This window comes from Nocardia brasiliensis NBRC 14402, from assembly GCF_000308475.2.
Classification (GTDB): Bacteria; Actinomycetota; Actinomycetes; order Mycobacteriales; family Mycobacteriaceae; genus Nocardia; species Nocardia brasiliensis.
The window spans coordinates 74,738-94,211 of record NZ_BAFT02000066.1 but is presented as its reverse complement, the minus strand read 5'-3'; the positions used below and the strand labels follow the sequence as shown (position 1 = coordinate 94,211).

Here is a 19,474-nt window from a genome sequence, read left to right as displayed (position 1 = left end):
CCGGTTACCGCCCTCGGACCGCGTAGGTCAGGTGGGTCACCCGCTGCGTCGGCTCCGCGCGGATCTGCTCCAGGGCTACGCGGCTCGCGTCGACGCCCTCGAACAGGCGGATTCCGGAGCCGAACAGTACCGGTGAGATCGCCACGGTGAACCCGTCGATCAGTCCGGCGTTCACGTACTCCAGGATCGTCGCGCCGCCGCCCGCGAGCCGGACGTCCCGGTCGCCCGCGGCCGCGCGGGCCTGGTCGAGCGCGGTCTCGATACCCTCGTTGTCTCGGCCCCCCTCGCCGCCTTCGCCGAGCTTCAGGTTCTCCCGGGTGAACCGCAACGGAAACATCCACTGGTGCAGTTCCTGCCACTGCCGGCCCATCAATTCCTCGGGGGACTCGGGCGCGATGAACCCGTCCAGCGACATGGACACGCTGAAGAAGACCTTTCCGGCCATCAGCTCTGCATTCCTGCTGCGACGAGTTCGGTGACGTAGGCCGCGAGCCCGTCGAGGGTTTGCCGGCCGCCCTCGATCGCGTGGTACTTCTCGACCGCCTCATCGCGTAACTGCTTGGTGGGGAATACCGTTCGCATCTCGATCCGGGTCGCCGCGCCGTCCGGGGCGAACGTGAGGACCGATTCGAAGGCGTTCGGGTCGTCGCGGGACGCACCGTGCAGCATCGCGATCCGCGATGGCGGGGTGATCTCGGTCCAGGCGATCCACTCCTGGTAGTCCGTCCCGTCCGGCCCGTGCATCACGAAATCCCAGGCTCCGCCTACGCGGAACTCGAACGCCCGCGTGGTGGTGGAGAACCCCTCCGGCCCCCACCACCGCGACAGATGCCGGACCGCGGTGAACGCTTCGAACACCAACTCTCTTGGGGCGTCGATGATCCGGCTGATCACGACCTCGCGTTCGGCGGTCGCCGACGGTGTTGTTCCGCTCGTTTCGCTCATCAATTCTCCTTTTGCCGTTCTTGCTTCAGGTCCTGCACGTACTCGTCCAGCCGGTCGAAGCTTTCGTTCCAGAACCGCTCGAAACCGCCGGTCCATTCGTGCACCGGCCGCAGCCCGCGGGCGTTCAACCCGTACAGGCGTTGCTTGCCCGCCTTGCGGTCCCGCACCAGCCCGACCTCCCGGAGCACCCGCAGGTGCTTGGACGCCCCCGGCTGGGTGATCCCCAGCTCCTGCGCCAGCTCACTCACCGGCCGCTCGCCCGCCCGCAACAGCACCAGGATGTCCCGGCGCTGCGGCTCGGCGATGGCGTTGAAGACGTCCGACGTCGTAGCTGCTCGTGCCATGACCGCAATTATATTCCGATATGGGCATACGTCAAGGCGGTGGCAACCCCGGGATGGTTCCTGGGCGGTGCCGGTGGTTGACTACCGAGTAGCGGGCCGCCGGGCTCGCGCTGCTCCACGTACAGCCCTCGAGCACGAGCTATTCGGAGGTGGAGATGAAAGCGATCATCGCGACCGATCAGACCGCGGAAGCTGCCGGGATCACGGTGGCCGAGCGGCCCGAGCCCGCACCGGCGATCAACGATGTCGTCGTCGAAGTCCATGCGTCCGGCTTCGTGCCTGCCGAGTGGGAATGGCCCTCGACGTGGGTCGATCGTGCCGGTCGCGATCGAGCCGACGCGATCATCGGCCACGAGCTCGCCGGAGTGGTCACCGCCCTCGGTTACGGCACGACGGGACTCTCGTTGGGCCAGCGGGTTTTCGGGATCACCGACTGGCACCGCGACGGCACCCTGGCCGAGTACACGGCCGTCGAGGCACGCAACCTGGCGCCGCTGCCGGGCAACGTCGACTTCACGGTGGGTGCCGCCCTGCCGATCTCCGGGCTGACCGCCTGGCAGGGCCTGTTCCAGCACGGTCGTCTGCGGGCCGGCCAGACCGTCCTCGCACATGGCGCGGCCGGCGCGGTCGGATCGGTGGTCACCCAGCTCGCCCGGGAGTTCGGCGCCTACGTCATCGGTACCGGACGGGCGGCGGACCGCCAAGCGGCGCTCGACTTCGGCGCGAACGAGTTCCTCGATCTCGACGGCGAGAATCTCGAAGACGTCGGCGGGGTCGATCTGGTCTTCGATGTGATCGGTGGTGATGTGCAAAGGCGCTCGGCGAGCATCATTCGTCCCGCGGGGACGCTGGTGTCCGTGGTCGGCCCAGCCGAACACCGCCCGGTCGACGGACTCGCGGTCGACTTCGTCGTCGAGTCCGTACCGGGGCAGCTGGTAGAGATCGTCGACCGGGTGCGGGACGGGCGGCTGCGCACACACATCGGCACCGTCGCGGCACTCGATGACGCGATCCCCGCGCTGAACCCGACCACACGGCGCAAAGGCAAAACCGTCATTCGCGTGCGGCCCTGAGCTTTTCGCGCCCAGCGCGTTACGGGCGGCTCGCCCGCAGTATGCGGACCGGCCGCAGTGCCTGGGGATCGTCCTCGAACTCCGCGGACCCACCGAGGTAGCCGGCGATGAGATCCGCGGCCGCGTGGTCTGCGACGTCCGTCAGCCCGAGTGCGCGCAATCGTGCTGCGATGTCGTCCGGAGTGAAGTAGCTGAACCAAGGTTCGCCGACAGCTGACGCCCGCTCTGCGCGTGCCAGCAACTCGGCACGATTCGCGCCGGTGTCCGCCAGGTAGTCGAAGACCACCTGGACCGGCGCTGCTTGACCGGCAATGTATTCCAGGGTGGCTGTGGCGGCGTCGGGCGTCAGATAGAAGACGACGCCGAGCCACACGAACACCGCCGGCTCGGACCGGTTGAATCCAGCACTCGCCAATTCGGTTGCCAGCAGGTCGGTTTCGAAGTCGACCGGTACGAAAGCCGACAATTCGGGCAGTCCGATACCGGCCGCGGCGAGCAGTTGCCGTTTCCACGCCTGGGTAGCGGGATGGTCGACCTCGAATACCCGCAGCCCGGGGTACGGGTTGCGGTAGGCGAACGTATCCAACCCCGCGCCGAGAATCACGACCTGTCGCAGGCCCGCCGCGACGGCTTCGGCCACCCGGTCCTCGGCGAATCGGGAACGAGCGGCGAAGAACAGCCGCCGCGGCCGATCGCTGACACCGAGCCGCAGCACACCCAGCCCGTCGTCACTATCGGAGCGAGCCTGCGCGGGCCGCCCCGCGTCCGTCAGCTCATCCACCCCGACACCCAGCAGCCGCACCGCCAAGGGATCCGTGAGAATCCGGGGCTGGTCAGCGATTTGGTGATAGGCGCGCGCGTAAGCAGTCGCGAGCGCGGTCCGGCTCGGTCCCTCGTTCTCCATATTCGGAACCTACTCATGAATCCGCCGGAAGCACCATGAACTCGGCCACACCGGGTCTTGCTTTGCCCCGCATAGCTCGTATCAGCTCGGTGTCAGGACGATGTCAGGCCAGGCGCTGATAGTTGTCGGGTGACCAACCGCCTTCGCCGAGCACCAGCCGGTGGCCTCGATTCGAAGTCTCACTCGGAAAAAGGATTACAGCAATGACAAGGGCAATGAACCAGAACGGTGTCGAGGAAGGATGGGGGAAGGTCGCCGACGCGTTCCGCGCGAACTTCGAGAACTTCGGCGAGCGCGGCGCGGCATGCTGTGTGTACGTGGACGGCCGCCGCGTCGTCGACCTGTGGGACGGGGTCGCCGGTCGCGAAGTGGGCGGTCCCGACGACGGTTCGGCCGAGCAGCCGTGGGGTGCGGACACCGTCGTGCGGGTTGCCTCCACGACGAAAGGTGCCACCGCGATCTGCGCCCACCTGCTGGCGCAGCGTGGTCAGCTCGATCTCGACGCGCCGGTGGTCCAGTACTGGCCGGAGTTCGGCGCGCACGGTAAAGACCGAATTCCGGTGCGCTGGTTGTTGTCTCATCAGGCCGGCCTGCCGGTCGTCGACGGGCCGCTCACCTTCGAGCAGGCGTGCGCCTGGGATCCGGTCATTCGCGCGCTCGAGGCGCAACCGCCGCTGTGGGAGCCGGGCACCGAGCACCTCTATCACGCGGTCACCTACGGCCACCTGGTCGGCGAGGTGGTGCGGCGGATCTCCGGCAAATCGCTCGGCACGTTCTTCGCCGACGAGGTCGCCGCTCCGCTGGGGCTGAGTGCCTGGATCGGGCTGCCCGAGGAACACGAGCACCGTGTCGCGCGGATCGATTACGCAGACCCCTTCAGTGTGGCAGAACTGACCGCGGGGATGATCAAAAGCACTGGGCTGGACGCGGATACGGTGACCGCCTGGATGAACGCCGGATTCGGCCCCGACGCGGTCTCGCTCCGCGCCGGTTCGCTCGGCGGCGCGCTGGACAATATGGCCGACCCGACGACCGCGTACTACACCACGCGGGCATGGCGCGCGGCAGAGTTCCCGGCCGCCAACATGATCGCGGACGCACGCTCCATCGCGCGGATGTACGCCGCCACGGTCAGCGAAGTCGACGGCATGCGCCTGCTCGACTCGGCCACGGTCGCGAACGCGATCGAAGTCCAGACCGAGAAGACCCGGATGCACGGGCTGCCAACCGGATTGGACGTCCCGGCCGACCGCAGCTTCTATATGTCCCTGGGTTTCTGGCGCGCCTGTCCGCCACTGCCGATGCTCGGACCGTCCTCGTTCGGTCACCCCGGTTCCGGTGGTTCGATCGGTTTCGCCGACCCCGACGCCGGTGTCGGCTTCGCCTACATTCCGAACCTGTGGAACTTCCGGCCCGACGATCCCCGCGCCACCAACCTGGCCCAAGCCGTCCGAACCTGCCTCGGATGAACGAGGACCTACGGAAACGTACCGTACCTGCCAGGAGTGGATACGGGATGCTCTGCGGGCCATACCCGGGCCAGGTCCAATAGCTGCCGGAGTTCGGTGTCGAAGTCTTGTGCGGTCGGGAACGGTTGCGGCACAACGCCGGTTCTTGGCGGCAGCGTTCCCGATCGCTTGGACCGCGCTGCGTCCGCCAGACGGCACGCGTAGTCACGCAGCTTTGCCTCGGAGTCGGGCAGGGTCGTGGCGGATTCGGCGGAGGAAGGTGCGACGGACAGATAGGGGCCCAGATGCAGGAGTGCGTCACGGATCTCGACGGTCATCCGTAGCAGACGGGCGGTGGTGTCGCGCCGGCGCGGCCCGTCGACGGGCGACATCACGATCTCCGGCACGGCCGCGGTGACGTCACGCCACAGCGGTCGTAACCGGCGGCAGACTCGTCCGTCCCGATCCAGCCCGGCGAGCTCCATCAAATGCCCGACGACGGGGCCCGCGACGAGCGTGGTGGCGAACAAGCCGATGCTGGTGAAGGCGAGTTCCACCCGAACGATATGCGGGTAGGGCGGCCGCCATCCCCAGCACACTTCGCCCGTGACCACTACGACATCCGCATAGAACGGCACGATGGACAGCAGCATCAGTACGCACAGCCCCCGCACCAGCGGCCGGCGGTTGGCGGTGCGTAGTTCGTTGATGACCAAATGGGTGAACGCCAGCATGGACGCCACCAGGGGCACACTGTTCGCGGTCCAGAAAACGAGGCCGCCCCAATTCAGGTTGTGCTCGACCAGCCGCCCAGCCCTGCCCGCGAACGGGCCGGCGAGCATTGTCATTGCAGTCGAAAGCACCGCGACCGCACAATAGATTCGCTGGCGCCGCCAGGCCGCGTCCGATTCCGCACCCGCTTCCCACAGCCGGACGAGACCGTAGAGGTACATGACGATCATCGCGATGCAACCCAGCGCGAGCTGGTTCGGCACACTGCTGACGCTCGGCGCCGGAGTGCACCGATACAGCACCAACCCGATCAGAAACCACAGCAGCATCCGATTGGCCAACTGATCGAAGATCGTCTTGCTCGTGAAAAGCAACCTGCCGACCCCGATCAGGGCCGTGTAGCCGATCACCGTCCACGCAACGACATCGGAAACCGGTGATACCAACGACGCTCCCTGATGCCCGACCACTTCTTGCGCGGTGCATCCTACCCAGCGCCGCCCAGCACCCCACTACCCCAACACCGGGCCCGCGCCGTTCCCACGGCCGTGCCCGGCGCACTATCCGACGGCTACTTCGGGGCGAAGAATTGGGACGGCACGGTAGTTGTGCTGCATCCGGCAGGCACCGGGGTATCGGTGTCGAGGCGTTCCCGCAGCCAGGCGAACGCGGCAGAAGCGGCCGATAGAATTGTGCTCATGTGCTCGGCGAATTCCTCACGGATATAGGTGACCCGGGCCCCGCGAGCACAGAGATCTTCGACCATCCGGTCGGTCGAACCTACCGGAATCACTTCGTCCCGCACCGCTTGAAAGACATAGAGCGGCGCAGTGGCCGCGTGGGTTCCCAGCCTGGCCTCGTTGATGGCTTCCGCGAGCGGCGGTAATGCCAGGACCTGGTCGAGCGGGATGTCGAAGTACCGGTTCCAGTCGGACAGGAACTGCTGGACCAGAGTGACAGATAGACATTGCGTCTGGATCTGTTCCATCACGGCTACGCCCTCGGGTGTCAGGTGCGGCTGCATCGCCGCTTTGACCTCGGGATAGGTGGCGTAATAGGAGGACAGGCCGCTACCGACTATGGCCGAGAACGGTCCGCCGTTCGTGGCGAACAATGCCGCGTTGATATCCGGTCCGGGTCCGCCGTACGCGGCACCGGTCAGATTGAGCTCGGGTGCGTAACTGGGTTGCAGCTCGGCTGTCCAGCCCGTCGCGAACCCGCCGCCCGAATACCCGTAGAGTCCGATGCGGGTTTCGGAGTCGAGACCCAGTGGTGCGAACTGCTTGGCCGCGCGAATGCCGTCCAGCACCATGTAACCGGGCTCCTTGGCAACCGGGAAATGGCCGGATCGTCCGCCGAAGTCGGGTACTGACACCACCCAGCCGTGTTGCAGCAGAGTCTGCAGATCCGTCAATTGGCCCGTGGTTTCCATCGAAGTCTGGGCACCGGTCTGTAACCCGTAGGACGGGACACATAGTGGACCGGAGGCATCCTCGAACATTTGCTGCGACACCAACGGCCGGTCCGGCCGAACGTTATCGGGCAGGAAAACCGTGGTGACGGTGACATCCGGCTGTTCGAACACGTCGGTGGTGCGATAGAGGAGTTGCCAAGCCTGCGCCGGCAACGGCACCACCGACTGGATCGGCCGGGATCGCAGAATCGTGCCCGGTGCCGCGGACGCGAAATCGTCTGGCGGCTGGTAGAACTCATCCACCTGCGGCACGGGTGGCGCCGCGCCCGCCGGACCCGATGAAACAATCATCGGTCCGGACAGCGTCATCATGACGGCCACTGCGGCCACACCGAACCTGCGGACGCGTCGTTGCGCCTCACTGGACATTTCGACCTCCATTGTTCGAATACATCGGCCTCGCGGAGCTGGAACCGACCGAAATGCAGATACTGAGACATAGCATGCTTAGTGTCTCAATAAGACACTAGCTCGGGGGTGTCTCGAGGGCAAGCGTTGAGGCCGGTCGTGGTCGAGCCGTATGGGTCACATTGCCGATGAGACACGGAAGGCGTAGTGTCTCTAGTGAGACACCGGGCGGGATGTGTTTCAACCAAGCTGGGGAGAGAGATTCATCGGGTCGAGAAGAGGAGTTTGCCGTGAACGTTCAGGCGACACTGTTGGCGCTTCCGGATACGATGCCGGCCCGGCGAAGTCTCGAGCTCGTGCTGCGTGAGGAATCGCCGGCGATCGCCAACCACAGTATCCGCAGCTTTCTGTTCGCGAGACTGTTCGCGGACCATGTCGAGGCGACGCCCGGTTCGGACTATGACCCTGAACTGCTGTTCCTCGCGTGCGTACTGCACGATCTAGGTCTCGGTTCGGCCGCAGGCCGCGATTTGCGCTTCGAGGTCGACGGCGCGAACATGGCTGCGAAATTCCTGACCGACTTGACCGTGCCCGCTGCCGACGTGGACGCCGTGTGGGAAGCCATTGCGCTGCACACCTCGGCCCATATCGCCGAACAGCGAAACACGTTGTGCTATCTCACTCGGTCCGGAATCAACCTCGATTTCGGACCGCCGGCGGGATTCCTGTTCGGCCCGTCCTCGGAATTCATCACCGACGACCAGGGTGCGGCAATCCACGAAGCCTATCCGCGCTATTCGATGGCGACGGCACTGGCGAACGCGGTGATCGAGCAGGCAACAGCATGGCCGGCCACAGCGCCCCCGTTCTCCCCGGCCGCGGTCATGACGACAGAACGCCTGCAGGCGCCCGATCATCTCAGCTGGACCGAACGTGCCGCGAGCGCCGGACGGTGGGGGAACTGACGCGTCGAATCGACGTGTCGGCCGACAAGGAATCGAGGTTCGACCATGGGTGCACAGGACGGGTTCGATTGGAGCTGGGCCAGTGGCACCGGCGGCAAGCTCGACCGGCGGCAGATGGGCAAGCTCTTGCTCGCCGCTGCCACATTGGTGCCGGGGGCGTTCAGCAGCCATGCGCTGTCATTTCTCGGCGTACAAGGTTCGGCCGCGCTGGACGAGATCGGTATGCGCATTCCGGATACCGCCCTCGCCAAAGAGGCTGAAGGGGAGGCTCGGCGGAGACTGACCCCGTGGGTGCTGGAGCACTCCTATCGGGTCTATTACTTCGGTAAGGCATTGGCGAAGCTCGACGGGGTGCCGCTCGATGAAGAGTTACACTTCACCACAGCCATTCTCCATGACATCGAGTTCGAACATCCCGTTCCCGGACGATGTTTCGCGGTTCGCGGCGCCGAAGACGCCGAACGCTTCCTCACCGGCCTCGGCGTCTCCCGGGACAAGGTGGTCCTCGTGCGCAACGGGATCTCCGGGCACATCACCTTCGGTGTGGAGAAGGATCTGTCGGATCTGGCCGGTGTCGTTTCGGCCGGTTGCGAGACCGACCTCGGCGGGACCCGCGTGGAAGAAATGAATCGCCGATGGGTGGATATGGTGGTGGCGCAACACCCTCGCCTCGATTTCAAACGGCGGGTGATCGAAGCAGTGCGCCTGGAATCCGAGGCCGTTCCGGACGGACGCACCGCCCTGATGCGCCAGATGGGTTTCGAAATGGGCGTGACAAACGCGCCTTTCGCGGAGTGATGTCCGCGACGACCGGAAGCTTTCAGCTACACCACGGGGGTGGGCCATGCACGTTCGCATCGAATTCTCAGTACTCACGGCCGTAGCGCTCGCGACATTGTCGCTGTCGACCACCGCCGCCTCGGCCGCTTTGCCGGCACCGCAACAACTTTCGGCGGCCGATCCGGCTGACGGCGACTACTCACCGGAGCAACGCGCCGCCGACGAGAAGACCGCAGCAACCCAAGGCCCCGGCCTGGAACAACAACGTGCCGACGCGCAGCGCCGACTAAAGGAGCACCCTGCCACAGCAGCAGCTCACCACCATCAGCCGGCCGTACCGAGCCCGGTGGCGACGCACTTTGCCGCCCAGACTGCCACGGATTTCCGGAATGGTCCTGTGCGACAGGCGAACAGCGCGGCCGCGGCTGGCGGGCAGTTGATGAGCTTCCGTCGGTCGTCGATCCGAGTCGTCGGGATGCTGACCGGCGTTGATTCAGCGCCCCGGTAGCGCCGATACCGGCCGTTTTCCGGCCGCCCTGCCTCGTCCACGCGAGCCGAAAGGCGACCGCGGAGACGCCGGTGCGTGTCGGGCGGTGTCTATCTGCGGCCGACAGGGCCGTTTGTGATCACGTAGCGGGAGGACTACTCATGGCACACACTTCGCACACAGAGCTCATTCGAGACCAAATGCGCGGTCTCCCAACGCCGGCGGCGGCAATCAAGCCGATCGCGGGTGCCGCCGCGGCATCGGCGGACACGCCCCCGTGTGCGGCGCGGCCCGGGGACTGGGATCTCGAGATTCCGACCAAGGACTTCCGGCGAATGCAGGCGGTGGCCGAGAAATGGCGTGCGGCACTGTCGGCTTGCCACAGCAGATGCCCGATGCTCGAACGCTGCCAAGAACAAGCCAGCCGCGAGCAACCACGAGACATGATCTGGGCAGGAATCGCCTACGGCAGCACCGGCCAACCCATCGCGCGCCTGGAAACCTACATCCTGCGCAAGATCGCCGTCATAAGACGATCGCGGACCTGAGCAACTGCGCCTACCGTTCTAGGCCACGGCTCACTGCATTTCGTCGATCCGCACACCCTCGGAGATCGAGCTGGCTGAGAATGCGGTCGAATAGCGTTGTGGGGCAGATTGTTTGCGCCCGCTTGCGCTGACAGGCCGTATGTCGAGCGGTAAACTCGATGGGTCTCGCAGGACCGGCGGTGGGGATGCAGGCAATGGTCAGAATTTATGTGACATATCTTTTCAGCGTGGCGGCGACGGTAGCCATTACGGGAGCGGTCGTTTTCCTCTCGGCCTGGACGATCTACTACTGGCAGGCCTGGGTCATGCTGGCGGCGATGTTCGGCAGTTACAGCGCTGCGATCTTGTATTCCGCCCGGCGGCGTGCGCCGGGACCGCGGCAACCGCGAAAAGCGGGTAGGCCGCAGGTCGAATCCCGGACGAGTCAGCGGATCGCCGAATCCCTTGTGTCACTGGGCTTTGTCGCGCTGCTCGTCGTCCCCGGCCTCGACCATCGGTTCGACTGGTCATCGGTCCCGTTCTGGATCAGCCTCGCCGCCGACCTCCTCGTCGTTGCGGGGCTGCTGATCACCTACGGGGTAAGGCAAATGGCCCTTCGCTGGTCCGGCGGCAAGTCCGAGACCACCGAAGCCGCGCGCGACCCGCGGATGGATTCGACCGGACCTCACCTTGCCGTCCGCCACCCCATGCACGCCGGGACCCTCCTCTACCAGGCCGCGATGCCCGTCGCCCTCGGATCCTGGTGGGGCATGGTCGTCTTCGCAGTCATACTGCCATTGTTCTTGGTGCGGATCCGCTACGAAGAGAAACTCCTGCGGCAGACATTCCCCGACGAATACGCCGAGTTCGCCCGCCGGGTCGAATACCGTCTGGTCCCGCACGTTTGGTGAGCCGTGCCGGATCGTGTCGAGTCAACGGCTGCAGTCGAGGTGGACCAGGTGACACCGCCAAGTTCACATGCCGATGCCGTAGGCGCGCATCATTCCGGCTCGCAATCGTTCGGAGGGGTGCCAGCGGCGGGCGAGGTCGTGTTGGGCGGCGATGCGGGCGGGGTCGATGATGAAGTCGGGGCGTTGCGGCTCGGCTCGATCGAGAGCGGCGCGAACGCCGGCGGGGTCTAGTTCGGCCAGGAAGACCGGAGTGTCCATGTGTTGCCGCCATGAGGTTTCGAGTTCGCCGGCGTCGACGGGGTCGAATCCCACGGCGTTCACCAGGTCGAGCACCTGCTGCTTCTCGGTGTCCGCAGGGCCCGCGACGGGCAGGGCGATGCGGTCGGCGGCGCCGGCGGGGCGGCCCGCCTGTTCGAGCAGGAATGCGTGAATGGTGTTGAACGCCTTGTAGACCGGCCGGCCGAGCTGGTGTGCCACCCAGACGCTGTCGACGGTGTCGGTGTCGAAGCCGGGCAGGGCGACGTCGCGTTGCGGGAAATAGTTGCCCGTGTCGAGCACCGCGGGGCCGGTCGTGTCGGCGAAGATGGTGCGGCCCAGGCGTGGGATCGCCGCATAGGGGACACTCACAATGGTCAGGTCGGTGTCGGTGGCCGCCGTCCGGGCCCAAACCGGCTCGATGCCCGGCAGTTCGGCGAACTCCTCGGCCAGGGTCGCCGGGTCCCCGGAATTGGCGACAACGACCTCGTACCCGTTCGCCGCGAGTAGCCGTGCCAGCGTGCCGCCGATCATGCCAATGCCGATTACGCCGATGGTCTTCATATCTCGCTCCCGTTGCGCTCCTGGGCCGCGAGCAACACGTCCCCGTTCTCGTGAATCCATCGCCCCAGCTCCCGTACCGGCCCGTCGACGAGACTCGCGCCGAGTGTCGTCAACGCGTGATTGCGTGCTGTGGTGGCATAACGCCGTACGCTATAGTCTCACCTCTTGCGCTACTACGAGGAGCAGGGCTTGTTACGGCCTATGCGGCGCCCCAGTGGATATCGTGAGTATGCCGAGGACGATGTCGACACGGTGCGCAACATTCGCAGGCTGCTCTCGGCCGGTCTCAATACCCAGACCATCGCCGCCTTGTTGCCCTGCATGGTCGGCAACGGCCGCGCTTTGGCGCCCGGGTGTCCCGAATTGCTCCCGGACCTCCACCGTGAGCAGGAGCGCATCGACAAGCAGGTCGCCGATCTGCTGGCTGCGCGGGCTGTCCTGGACGCCATCGTGGCCGCGACGGTTCCGGCGAAGATCGACGAAAGTGACACCTGCCGCGCGTCCTGAACGCGCAAGGGATGCACCGCAACGAATCAGCCTGCGGCAGTACGGCGCGCCTGCTCGATGTGGTTGATGTTGGTTTCGATCCAGATCCGCAGCGCCGCAATGGGTACGCGCAGGCTCTGCCCCAACTCGGTGAGCGTGTACTCGACCCGCGGCGGCACGGTGGGATGCACTGTGCGGGTGAGGAATCCGTCGACCTCCAACTGTCGGAGCGTCTGCGTCAACATCTTTTGCGAGATGCCATCGATCCGCTTGTGCAGATCGGTGTAGCGCATCGTGCCTTCCGCGAGGGCGTCGACGATGAGCACCGTCCACTTACCGGCGATGTGGTCGAGCACCTGACGGGTCGGACACTTGGCCGAGTAGATGTCGGCGGGCAGGTCGGTGCCTTCGATGTACGTACGCACATAGCGGAGTGTAACGCACCTTCAAGTGCCTTCTTCCTAATCGACGGTAACTCTCCGATAGTAAGATTCATGGAGCTACAGACACTTTCGGTGCCCGACGCCATCCGCGCACGGCGCACGAACCGCCATTTCCGCCCCGACCCGGTGGCGCCCGAACTGCTCGATGAATTGCTGGACCTGACATTGCAGGCACCGAGCGCATGGAACATGCAGGACCGTTCGATCGTGGTCGTCACCAGCGAAGCCGGACGTCAGGCGCTGTCGAAGGCCGCGTTCGGCCAGCCGCAGCCCTTGGAAGCGCCGGCTGTGCTGGTCTTCGTCGCCGACCCGGAAGCCTGGCGGCACAGCAACGCCGATATCTCGGAGCTGGCCGTCCGCAACGGCGCGTGGAACGCCGAGTTCACCGCGCTGTTCGCCGGGCGCAGTGAGTTCCATGCACTCGAGGCGAGCGGCCTACTCCGGGAGAACGCGGTCAAGAACGCGATGCTCGCCGCTGCGAACCTCATGCTCGCCGCCACCAGCTACGGTCTCGCCTCGGCGCCGATGAACGGCTGGGATCCCCAACTCGTCAAGGAGGCCATCGGAATCGGCGCGCGTACCGATTTGGCCATCGCGGTTCTGGTAGCCGTCGGCTACAGCGACGCGAAGCCGCCGCATCCCGGCCGCCGAGATCGCGATCGGACCGTCTTCACCGAGCGCTATGGGCGCTGAGAGGAACGGCGCAACCGGCTGCGGGCAAGCGCATCTACTTGTCCGTCGTCGGTAGCGTGCGGCGAGCGGACCGCGAATGGCAAGATCAAAACGATCGACGAGATGTACGGCGCGACCGACGATGCGGTCATCGCGAACCGCGTGCGCTCGGCACCGAACTAGGCACGGACCCACCCGAACACCCGGATGTCAGTCGAGGAGATGCCGATGACCGAGGTCACCGAGCCGAAATACCAGCGCGGCGCCGACGGGTTGGACGCCTTGTCGGAGATCGAGCATCGCACGCTGTGGCTGGCGGTTTCGATGATTCATCACGCCAACCGGGTGCGGCCGAATCCGTCGGGGTTGAAGGTGGGCGGTCATCAGGCGTCCTGCGCGTCGATGACCACCATCATGACCTCGCTGTGGTTCACCGCCTTGCGCTCCGGTGACCGGGTTTCGGTCAAACCGCACGCCTCGCCGGTGCTGCACGCCATCAATTATCTGCTGGGGGAGTTGGACGAGTCGTACTTGACCACCCTGCGTCAATTCGGTGGTCTGCAGTCCTATCCCAGCCGGTCCAAGGACCCTGACCCGGTTGACTATTCGACCGGATCGGTCGGGATCGGGGCGACCGCGCCGATCTGGGGTGCGATCGCGCGACGCTATCTCAACGACGCGCTGGGCGCCGGAACCGGTACCGGCCGGCAATATTCGCTGGTCGGTGATGCGGAGCTGGACGAGGGCGCGGTGTGGGAGGCGGTGGTCGATCCCGGCAACGCCGATCTCGGTGAGATCGTGTGGATCGTCGATCTGAACCGTCAGTCCCTGGACCGGGTGGTGCCCAATATCGCGGCCGGTCGGCTGGAGGCGATGTTCGCCGCCGCGGGTTGGCAGGTGCTCACGGTGAAGTTCGGGCGCCTGCTGGAGTCGTTGTTCGCTCGGCCGGGCGGCGCGGCGCTGCGTACCCGGATCCTCGACATGCCCAACCCCGAGTACCAGCGACTGCTGCGCTGCGACGCCGACGAATTACGGCGCAGACTGCCGGGCAGCGGGCCCGACCACGCGCAATTGGCGGAATTGATTGCCGGCCTGGATGATTCGACACTGCTGGCGGCGATCCGCAATTTGGGCGGGCACGATATGCAGGCCTTGATCGAGGCCTATGCGCAGATCGATGACACCCGCCCGACGGTGATCATCGCCTACACCATCAAAGGCTACGGGCTGCCGACACAGGGACATCCGCAGAACCATTCGTCGCTGCTGTCGGTGGCCGAGTACGAGTCGCTCGCCGCCGAACTCGGCTGCGATCCGCAACACCCGTGGGCGCGGCTGGAGGACGACAGCGCCGCCGGGCGGTTGTGCGCGGATACCGCGCTGCGGTTGCGTCGCGAACCGCTGCACATGGTCGAAGTGCCCGAGGTGCCAAAGGATTTCGGCCACACACCGAAAAGTATCGCGACCACGCAGGCGGCGCTGGGGCGTACCCTGCTGGATCTGAGCCGGGCGGCGCCGGAGATGGCCCGGCGGGTGATCACCGTGAGTCCCGACGTCAGCTCGACCACCAATCTGGCGGGCTGGATCAACAAGGTCGGCGTGTGGTCGAGCGCCGAACGGCACGACTGGTTCGCCGACGACGCCGAAACGCTCGTGCGCTGGCGTGAGCAGCCCACCGGCCGGCACATGGAACTCGGTATCGCCGAAACGAATCTGGTCGGACTGATCGGCGAACTCGGCGCGACCTGGAGCCGATGGGGCCAACCCCTGTTCCCGATCGGTGTGCTCTACGACCCGTTCGTCGAACGTGCCCTCGAACCCTGGACCTACGGCATCTACGCCGGCGGGCAGTCGATCCTGATCGGGACGCCGTCGGGTGTCACGCTCGCCGCCGAAGGTGGTGCCCACCAATCGATTACGACGCCCTCGATCGGTATCGAGACCCCGGGACTCATCTGTTACGAACCCGCGTTCGCCCTCGATGTGGAATGGACGCTGCTGGCCAGTATCGCCCGGCTCGGGCGACCGGACGGGACCTCGGCGTATCTGCGGCTGTCGACCCGCCCGGTCGAACAACGCCTCGCCGAGGTGCCCGCCGACCCTGCCGCGCGGGAGCGCCGTCGCAAACAGGTTGTGGCAGGCGGATATCCGCTGCGTCGGCGCGAGGGTGCGGTCGTCACGATCGTCGCGATGGGCGCCGTGGTGACCGAGGCGGTCGCCGCGGCCGACCGGCTCGAATCGGGCGGGGTCGTCGCCGACGTCGTGTGCGTCACCAGTCCGGGTCTGATCTTCGAGGCATTGCAGGCCAGGCAAGGTCGCGGCCACGGTGACAGCTGGATCTTGGATCAGTTGTTCCCGCCCAGCCGGGCCACGCCGATGGTGACCGTGCTGGACGGCCACCCGCACACCATGTCTTTCCTGTCCGGGATCAACCGGGTGCATCACATCGATCTCGGGGTGACGCGTTACGGACAGGTCGGCTCGCTCGAGGAGGTGTACCGGTACCACGGGTTGGACGCCGACAGTATTGTCGCCGCCGCTCTCGACGTTCTCGGCGCGGCAGGTTGACGATCGGGCAAATGGTCGGTGATTGTCACTGCGGGGTCCGATCAGAGGTTGGCGATCGCAGGTCGAGCATGAGCTGCGCGCGCAGTTCCCTCGGCGTCACGGAGAGGTCGGTCAGGCAGTCGACGGCAGCTCGATTGATCGCCGCCAGCCAGGCGCCGATATCGGATTGTCCCGAGGCCGCGCGAAGTTTCGTCTCCAACTGGGCCTGATATTCGGCGCGGGTCTGCCGCCGGCGCGCCGCCAAGCGCTGCACCTCCAACGAAACCAGTTCGGCCCAGGCGCTTTCCAGCGGTGGAGTCGACGCGGAGTCGGGCAGGCTCGCGTACCTCGATTCGAGTTTGCGCAGCACATCCGCGGCCACCGACACGGAATGGTTCTTGATGGTGGCCAGATTGAAACTGAAGGCCCCGAGCCGTCCGTGCCGAACAATTTCGTCGCCTTCCCGGGGAGCCCCCACCGCGGAGATCGCTCCGGACTTACGGCCATCAGCCGTGAGTAAAGCGCCGAATCTGTCTACCTCCACGCCTCTTCGGGTCTTCCGGTGCGGAATGGCCAGCCCGTTGTCGAGGAGACATTGCCACAGCCGAGAGGTCACCGCGGCATAGTCGAACTCCCGGCCGAAATTGGAGATGACCAGGTCTGCCGCCAAGGTTCGGTGCGGTCCGTCGCCGGAGAGTGTCAGCAACAAACGATCTTGCTCGAGCGGCTGTAAGTCCGCGACGCGACCGGCCACGACCTGGACCTGCCCGCTCACGCGGAGCGCGGCATCCACGACGGCGGTGGTGTACGACATCGCACTGACCCGTAGCGTGGCGAGCCGGCTGCCGTACTTTTCCAAGAGGAACTGCAGGTCTTCGGCGCAGATGTGCTGGAATATGTCGGGCAGATATGCTTCCCAGGCTTTCGCGACTCGCTCCGAAATCACGGCCGCGTGCACTTCGGGATGCTGCTCGGCGACGAAAAGGCAGGCCCTGACCCACTCGGCTTCGAGTTGGCCGGCGAGAACCGCACGTTCCTGCTCGACGTCGATAATGGGTGGCGGGACGGCCAGTACGCCATGCCGGTGGTCGGCCGGGTAGGTTCCCGGCGTCAGGCTCGACGGCGAAATCATGTATATCGCGCCGGTGTGCCCTTGCCGTAGCAGCAGCGCAGCGAAATCGTAAGCGCTGAGCAGTGTTCCGATGATGGCGACGACAGCACGCGGCGGTAGTGTCCTGATTTGCTCCACTGCCTCGCCGGTGTAGGGCCGCCGAATGTAGGACGGGTGGTCGAGCACAGCCTGTGCGTAGCGTGGCTGGCGCAGTTCAGGTCCCGTCGCGAGGATGATGTGGTCCGCGTCTACGGTCGTCGATTCGAGACCGGGGCCGCCCGACCAGGACAGATTTTCGATCACGACGGAAATGCCGTCGGCCGACGGTGTCAGGTCGACCATTTCACCGTCTGCCTCGAGCAGGACGACGCCGTCATCAGCTTCCGCCGCGGCTTCGGCCAGCCGTTGACCGAGGTAATCCGCGTAGATTCGGCGCGGTGCCGGATCTGATTCGAAGAAGGTGACTTCGCGCCACTCCGGCGGCCATGCCGATCGATCGGCTTCGCCGTTGGCCCAATTCAAGAAGTCGTCGACATCCTCCCGGAAAGCCGACATCCGGCCCGCTTGGATGTTGAAGATATGGTTCCACGGATTTCCCGCCGCGTGATACGCCACTCCCGCGTATCTGTGTTCCTTCTGGCGTTCGAGCAGGACGATTTCGACAGGCTCGGTGGCGAACCGTAGAAGCCGGATCGCTGTGGCGGTGCCCGCCAGACCTGCGCCGACTACGACGATTCGCCGGGACCTTCGTGGGGATCCCGCCTGATCAGCTACTACCCGCACGATGACGGCGAGAGTTTCCACCCGCGGACGGCATCCCCCAGCGCCCGGCGCCACTGCTCGCCACTGGTCGTTTGCGCGTCGAGCTGACCTGCGGCGTCGAGCAGCGCCGAGCGTAGCCGACCCGAGAACTCTAGTGCCGCTGAGGAACTCACCGCATGGGGCGGCATGACCTCGGCGTGCGCTGCGGGCACCCCTGCCGGGCCGGGCTCGGAAACATCCGCAACTGTCGCCAGCGCAAACATCATGCGCGAAGTATTCCTCATCGTCGATGATCTTGACCCTGCAATAGCCTCATTCTGTTCGACACGAACACTGAGCGGTATCGGCCGAACGCATGACAACGGTTGTCACGTCCCGGGACAGCAGTCCTGTGCCACAACGACTTCCGTCGTCAGCGGAGTGCTGTGGCCGGCTAGAACCAGCCACCTTCGTCGAAACCGCCTCCCACGCCGGCGAGGTCGCCGAAGCCGCCGCTGCTGAAGATATCCCGGCCGCCGCCGAACGGGTCGTCTGCACCGGTGAACCAATCGAATCCATCGCCACCGCCGCTGAAGAGGTCGCCGAACGGGTCGCCTCCGGTATCGCCACCGAAGAGGTCACCGAAAGGATCGCCCCCGGTATCGGCGTCCATGAAATCGCCGAACGGGTCGCTACCGGTGTCGCCGTCGAAAATGTCGCCGAAGGGGTCACCTCCGGTGTCGCTTCCCGATGGATCGCCGAAAGGATCGCTGCCGGGGAAATCAGCGAAGGGATCACTGCCGGTGAGGTCGCCGAACGGATCAGCGCTGTCGTCGCCGAACCGATCATCTCCGGCAGTCGTGTCGCCCGGCCGATCCGACCCCTCACCTTGCTGGTCTGACGAATAGTCCCCGGTGTCCTGATCCGACGAATCGCCCGGCTTTCCCCGCTTGTACATGCTGTTGAGCTCGTTGATCTCCTTCTTCTGCAGCGGAGTCGCCCCGTCCTTGCAACGGTTGACGACACTGGCCATGATGCTGCAGCCGCTGTCGTCGTGATCGAGACCGATGGAATGCAGCAATTCATGCCCGGCTACCTCGGTCCGGTCACCGGAGTTCATATTGTTGATATCGGAGGAGATTTTGACGAACGGGCCACCGGCATCCATGCCGCCGAGCCCGGCGACACCCTGGCCGAGCTGCCCGCGGCTGATGTCGATGGCGCCCCGCCCGGTGCCCGGTTTGAAAACAATGTTGAGTCCGGGTGTGGAGTTCAGATGTTCGACGGCATTCTCGATATTGGGATCGTGGATCTTGTTGTTGTAATGAATGATCGCCCGGCCGTCCTTGTCGTAACCCTGGATCGGTGCTTTGAAGCCGAGGCGGGCGGCCTGGGCGACGGTGGCCGTGGTCGTCGTCAAACTCAGCGCGACCGGCGCGAGCAGGGCGCCGGCCAGCACTGTGGCGAAAATTTGGGGTGTGCCGCGCGTGGGTGACTTCGGGACTCGATGTCTGCCGCGGTAGGTGACGCGATGGGCAGCATTCGACATGCGGTGGAGACCTCCGGTGAAGGACAACTGAACAGAAGGCCGGCTCGGAATTCGCGGCCGATGACAGAAATTGATATGCGGCATCGCCGGGCCTGGCGCGTTCGACTATACGTTGAATATCACGGAATGGTAAGCGATGTAAGCCGGAAGTAAACTGAATTCGCCTGC

At 65.4% G+C, this 19,474-nt stretch carries 20 protein-coding genes; 10 read left to right on the top strand and 10 right to left on the bottom strand.

Features of this window, described 5'->3' with window-relative positions:
- Positions 1-4 precede the first annotated feature (4 nt).
- Genes TY25_RS23950 through TY25_RS23940 form a run of 3 tightly spaced genes read right to left on the bottom strand, consistent with a single transcriptional unit; the run spans position 5 to position 1,289 of the window.
- The gene (locus TY25_RS23950; protein WP_042259394.1) at positions 5-445 is read right to left on the bottom strand and encodes a dihydrofolate reductase family protein; all 441 of its coding nucleotides are present in this window, start codon (positions 443-445) and stop codon (positions 5-7) included.
- Complete coding sequence (locus TY25_RS23945; protein ID WP_042259391.1) at positions 445-945, bottom strand: SRPBCC family protein; 501 nt, start codon at positions 943-945, stop codon at positions 445-447. Before TY25_RS23945 ends, TY25_RS23950 begins: the two co-directional genes overlap by 1 nt.
- The gene (locus TY25_RS23940) at positions 945-1,289 is read right to left on the bottom strand and encodes an ArsR/SmtB family transcription factor (protein WP_042259389.1); all 345 of its coding nucleotides are present in this window, start codon (positions 1,287-1,289) and stop codon (positions 945-947) included. Before TY25_RS23940 ends, TY25_RS23945 begins: the two co-directional genes overlap by 1 nt.
- A 155-nt stretch (positions 1,290-1,444) precedes the next feature.
- Here TY25_RS23940 and TY25_RS23935 point away from each other — a divergent pair, with 155 nt between their 5' ends.
- Complete coding sequence (locus TY25_RS23935) at positions 1,445-2,362, top strand: NADP-dependent oxidoreductase (protein WP_042259496.1); 918 nt, start codon at positions 1,445-1,447, stop codon at positions 2,360-2,362.
- Positions 2,363-2,381: 19 nt separating this feature from the next.
- On the opposite strand, the gene TY25_RS23930 is transcribed toward TY25_RS23935, so the two are convergent.
- On the bottom strand, positions 2,382-3,266 hold the full coding sequence (locus TY25_RS23930; protein WP_042259387.1) for a class I SAM-dependent methyltransferase: 885 nt from the start codon (positions 3,264-3,266) through the stop codon (positions 2,382-2,384).
- Positions 3,267-3,469: 203 nt separating this feature from the next.
- On the opposite strand from TY25_RS23930, the gene TY25_RS23925 reads away from it, so the two are divergent.
- Positions 3,470-4,735, top strand: coding sequence for a serine hydrolase domain-containing protein (locus tag TY25_RS23925; RefSeq protein ID WP_226887392.1), 1,266 nt, complete (start codon positions 3,470-3,472; stop codon positions 4,733-4,735).
- Between the two features lie 8 nt (positions 4,736-4,743).
- Here the strand turns inward: TY25_RS23925 and TY25_RS23920 are convergent, their stop codons facing one another.
- Together TY25_RS23920 and TY25_RS23915 are read right to left on the bottom strand one after the other, a co-directional pair.
- Positions 4,744-5,892: an MAB_1171c family putative transporter gene (locus tag TY25_RS23920; RefSeq protein ID WP_146154004.1), complete on the bottom strand. Its 1,149-nt coding sequence runs from the start codon at positions 5,890-5,892 to the stop codon at positions 4,744-4,746.
- A gap of 125 nt (positions 5,893-6,017) precedes the next feature.
- On the bottom strand, positions 6,018-7,289 hold the full coding sequence (locus tag TY25_RS23915) for a lipase family protein (RefSeq protein ID WP_162184224.1): 1,272 nt from the start codon (positions 7,287-7,289) through the stop codon (positions 6,018-6,020).
- 212 nt (positions 7,290-7,501) lie between these two features.
- Between TY25_RS23915 and TY25_RS23910 the strand changes: the two genes are divergently transcribed.
- The 5 genes from TY25_RS23910 to TY25_RS23895 all read left to right on the top strand — a co-directional run bounded on the left by TY25_RS23910 (position 7,502) and on the right by TY25_RS23895 (position 10,938).
- The gene (locus tag TY25_RS23910) at positions 7,502-8,233 is read left to right on the top strand and encodes an HD domain-containing protein (RefSeq protein WP_081869060.1); all 732 of its coding nucleotides are present in this window, start codon (positions 7,502-7,504) and stop codon (positions 8,231-8,233) included.
- Between the two features lie 45 nt (positions 8,234-8,278).
- On the top strand, positions 8,279-9,031 hold the full coding sequence (locus tag TY25_RS23905) for an HD domain-containing protein (protein WP_042259381.1): 753 nt from the start codon (positions 8,279-8,281) through the stop codon (positions 9,029-9,031).
- A 46-nt stretch (positions 9,032-9,077) separates the two neighbouring features.
- Positions 9,078-9,521, top strand: coding sequence for a hypothetical protein (locus TY25_RS42840; protein ID WP_146154003.1), 444 nt, complete (start codon positions 9,078-9,080; stop codon positions 9,519-9,521).
- A 179-nt stretch (positions 9,522-9,700) separates the two neighbouring features.
- Positions 9,701-10,048: a hypothetical protein gene (locus TY25_RS23900; protein WP_042259379.1), complete on the top strand. Its 348-nt coding sequence runs from the start codon at positions 9,701-9,703 to the stop codon at positions 10,046-10,048.
- Between the two features lie 185 nt (positions 10,049-10,233).
- Positions 10,234-10,938, top strand: coding sequence for a methyltransferase family protein (locus TY25_RS23895; protein ID WP_226887491.1), 705 nt, complete (start codon positions 10,234-10,236; stop codon positions 10,936-10,938).
- A gap of 63 nt (positions 10,939-11,001) precedes the next feature.
- Here the strand turns inward: TY25_RS23895 and TY25_RS23890 are convergent, their stop codons facing one another.
- Positions 11,002-11,757: an NADPH-dependent F420 reductase gene (locus TY25_RS23890; protein ID WP_063602751.1), complete on the bottom strand. Its 756-nt coding sequence runs from the start codon at positions 11,755-11,757 to the stop codon at positions 11,002-11,004.
- A gap of 165 nt (positions 11,758-11,922) precedes the next feature.
- Between TY25_RS23890 and TY25_RS23885 the strand changes: the two genes are divergently transcribed.
- Complete coding sequence (locus TY25_RS23885; RefSeq protein WP_042259376.1) at positions 11,923-12,264, top strand: MerR family transcriptional regulator; 342 nt, start codon at positions 11,923-11,925, stop codon at positions 12,262-12,264.
- 26 nt (positions 12,265-12,290) lie between these two features.
- Here the strand turns inward: TY25_RS23885 and TY25_RS23880 are convergent, their stop codons facing one another.
- Positions 12,291-12,668, bottom strand: a complete 378-nt coding sequence (locus TY25_RS23880) for a winged helix-turn-helix transcriptional regulator (RefSeq protein ID WP_042259374.1) — start codon at positions 12,666-12,668, stop codon at positions 12,291-12,293.
- Between the two features lie 69 nt (positions 12,669-12,737).
- Between TY25_RS23880 and TY25_RS23875 the strand changes: the two genes are divergently transcribed.
- On the top strand, positions 12,738-13,379 hold the full coding sequence (locus tag TY25_RS23875) for a nitroreductase family protein (RefSeq protein WP_042259372.1): 642 nt from the start codon (positions 12,738-12,740) through the stop codon (positions 13,377-13,379).
- A 207-nt stretch (positions 13,380-13,586) separates the two neighbouring features.
- Positions 13,587-15,926, top strand: coding sequence for a thiamine pyrophosphate-binding protein (locus TY25_RS23870; protein ID WP_226887391.1), 2,340 nt, complete (start codon positions 13,587-13,589; stop codon positions 15,924-15,926).
- Between the two features lie 25 nt (positions 15,927-15,951).
- Here the strand turns inward: TY25_RS23870 and TY25_RS23865 are convergent, their stop codons facing one another.
- Both TY25_RS23865 and TY25_RS23860 read right to left on the bottom strand, forming a co-directional pair.
- Positions 15,952-17,799 (bottom strand): FAD/NAD(P)-binding protein, encoded by a 1,848-nt coding sequence (locus tag TY25_RS23865; RefSeq protein WP_042259485.1) that lies wholly within the window; start codon positions 17,797-17,799, stop codon positions 15,952-15,954.
- A 412-nt stretch (positions 17,800-18,211) separates the two neighbouring features.
- Positions 18,212-19,306, bottom strand: coding sequence for a matrixin family metalloprotease (locus tag TY25_RS23860; protein WP_146154001.1), 1,095 nt, complete (start codon positions 19,304-19,306; stop codon positions 18,212-18,214).
- Positions 19,307-19,474: the final 168 nt, after the last annotated feature.

Bases quoted from the DNA above. Each gene is read 5' to 3' on its own strand.
- TY25_RS23950 (WP_042259394.1), bottom strand. From the start codon at position 445: ATGGCCGGAAAGGTCTTCTTCAGCGTGTCCATGTCGCTGGACGGGTTC.
- TY25_RS23945 (WP_042259391.1), bottom strand. From the start codon at position 945: ATGAGCGAAACGAGCGGAACAACACCGTCGGCGACCGCCGAACGCGAG.
- TY25_RS23940 (WP_042259389.1), bottom strand. From the start codon at position 1,289: ATGGCACGAGCAGCTACGACGTCGGACGTCTTCAACGCCATCGCCGAG.
- TY25_RS23935 (WP_042259496.1), top strand. From the start codon at position 1,445: ATGAAAGCGATCATCGCGACCGATCAGACCGCGGAAGCTGCCGGGATC.
- TY25_RS23930 (WP_042259387.1), bottom strand. From the start codon at position 3,266: ATGGAGAACGAGGGACCGAGCCGGACCGCGCTCGCGACTGCTTACGCG.
- TY25_RS23925 (WP_226887392.1), top strand. From the start codon at position 3,470: ATGACAAGGGCAATGAACCAGAACGGTGTCGAGGAAGGATGGGGGAAG.
- TY25_RS23915 (WP_162184224.1), bottom strand. From the start codon at position 7,289: ATGTCCAGTGAGGCGCAACGACGCGTCCGCAGGTTCGGTGTGGCCGCA.
- TY25_RS23910 (WP_081869060.1), top strand. From the start codon at position 7,502: ATGTGTTTCAACCAAGCTGGGGAGAGAGATTCATCGGGTCGAGAAGAG.
- TY25_RS23905 (WP_042259381.1), top strand. From the start codon at position 8,279: ATGGGTGCACAGGACGGGTTCGATTGGAGCTGGGCCAGTGGCACCGGC.
- TY25_RS42840 (WP_146154003.1), top strand. From the start codon at position 9,078: ATGCACGTTCGCATCGAATTCTCAGTACTCACGGCCGTAGCGCTCGCG.
- TY25_RS23900 (WP_042259379.1), top strand. From the start codon at position 9,701: ATGCGCGGTCTCCCAACGCCGGCGGCGGCAATCAAGCCGATCGCGGGT.
- TY25_RS23895 (WP_226887491.1), top strand. From the start codon at position 10,234: ATGCAGGCAATGGTCAGAATTTATGTGACATATCTTTTCAGCGTGGCG.
- TY25_RS23890 (WP_063602751.1), bottom strand. From the start codon at position 11,757: ATGAAGACCATCGGCGTAATCGGCATTGGCATGATCGGCGGCACGCTG.
- TY25_RS23875 (WP_042259372.1), top strand. From the start codon at position 12,738: ATGGAGCTACAGACACTTTCGGTGCCCGACGCCATCCGCGCACGGCGC.
- TY25_RS23870 (WP_226887391.1), top strand. From the start codon at position 13,587: ATGACCGAGGTCACCGAGCCGAAATACCAGCGCGGCGCCGACGGGTTG.
- TY25_RS23860 (WP_146154001.1), bottom strand. From the start codon at position 19,306: ATGTCGAATGCTGCCCATCGCGTCACCTACCGCGGCAGACATCGAGTC.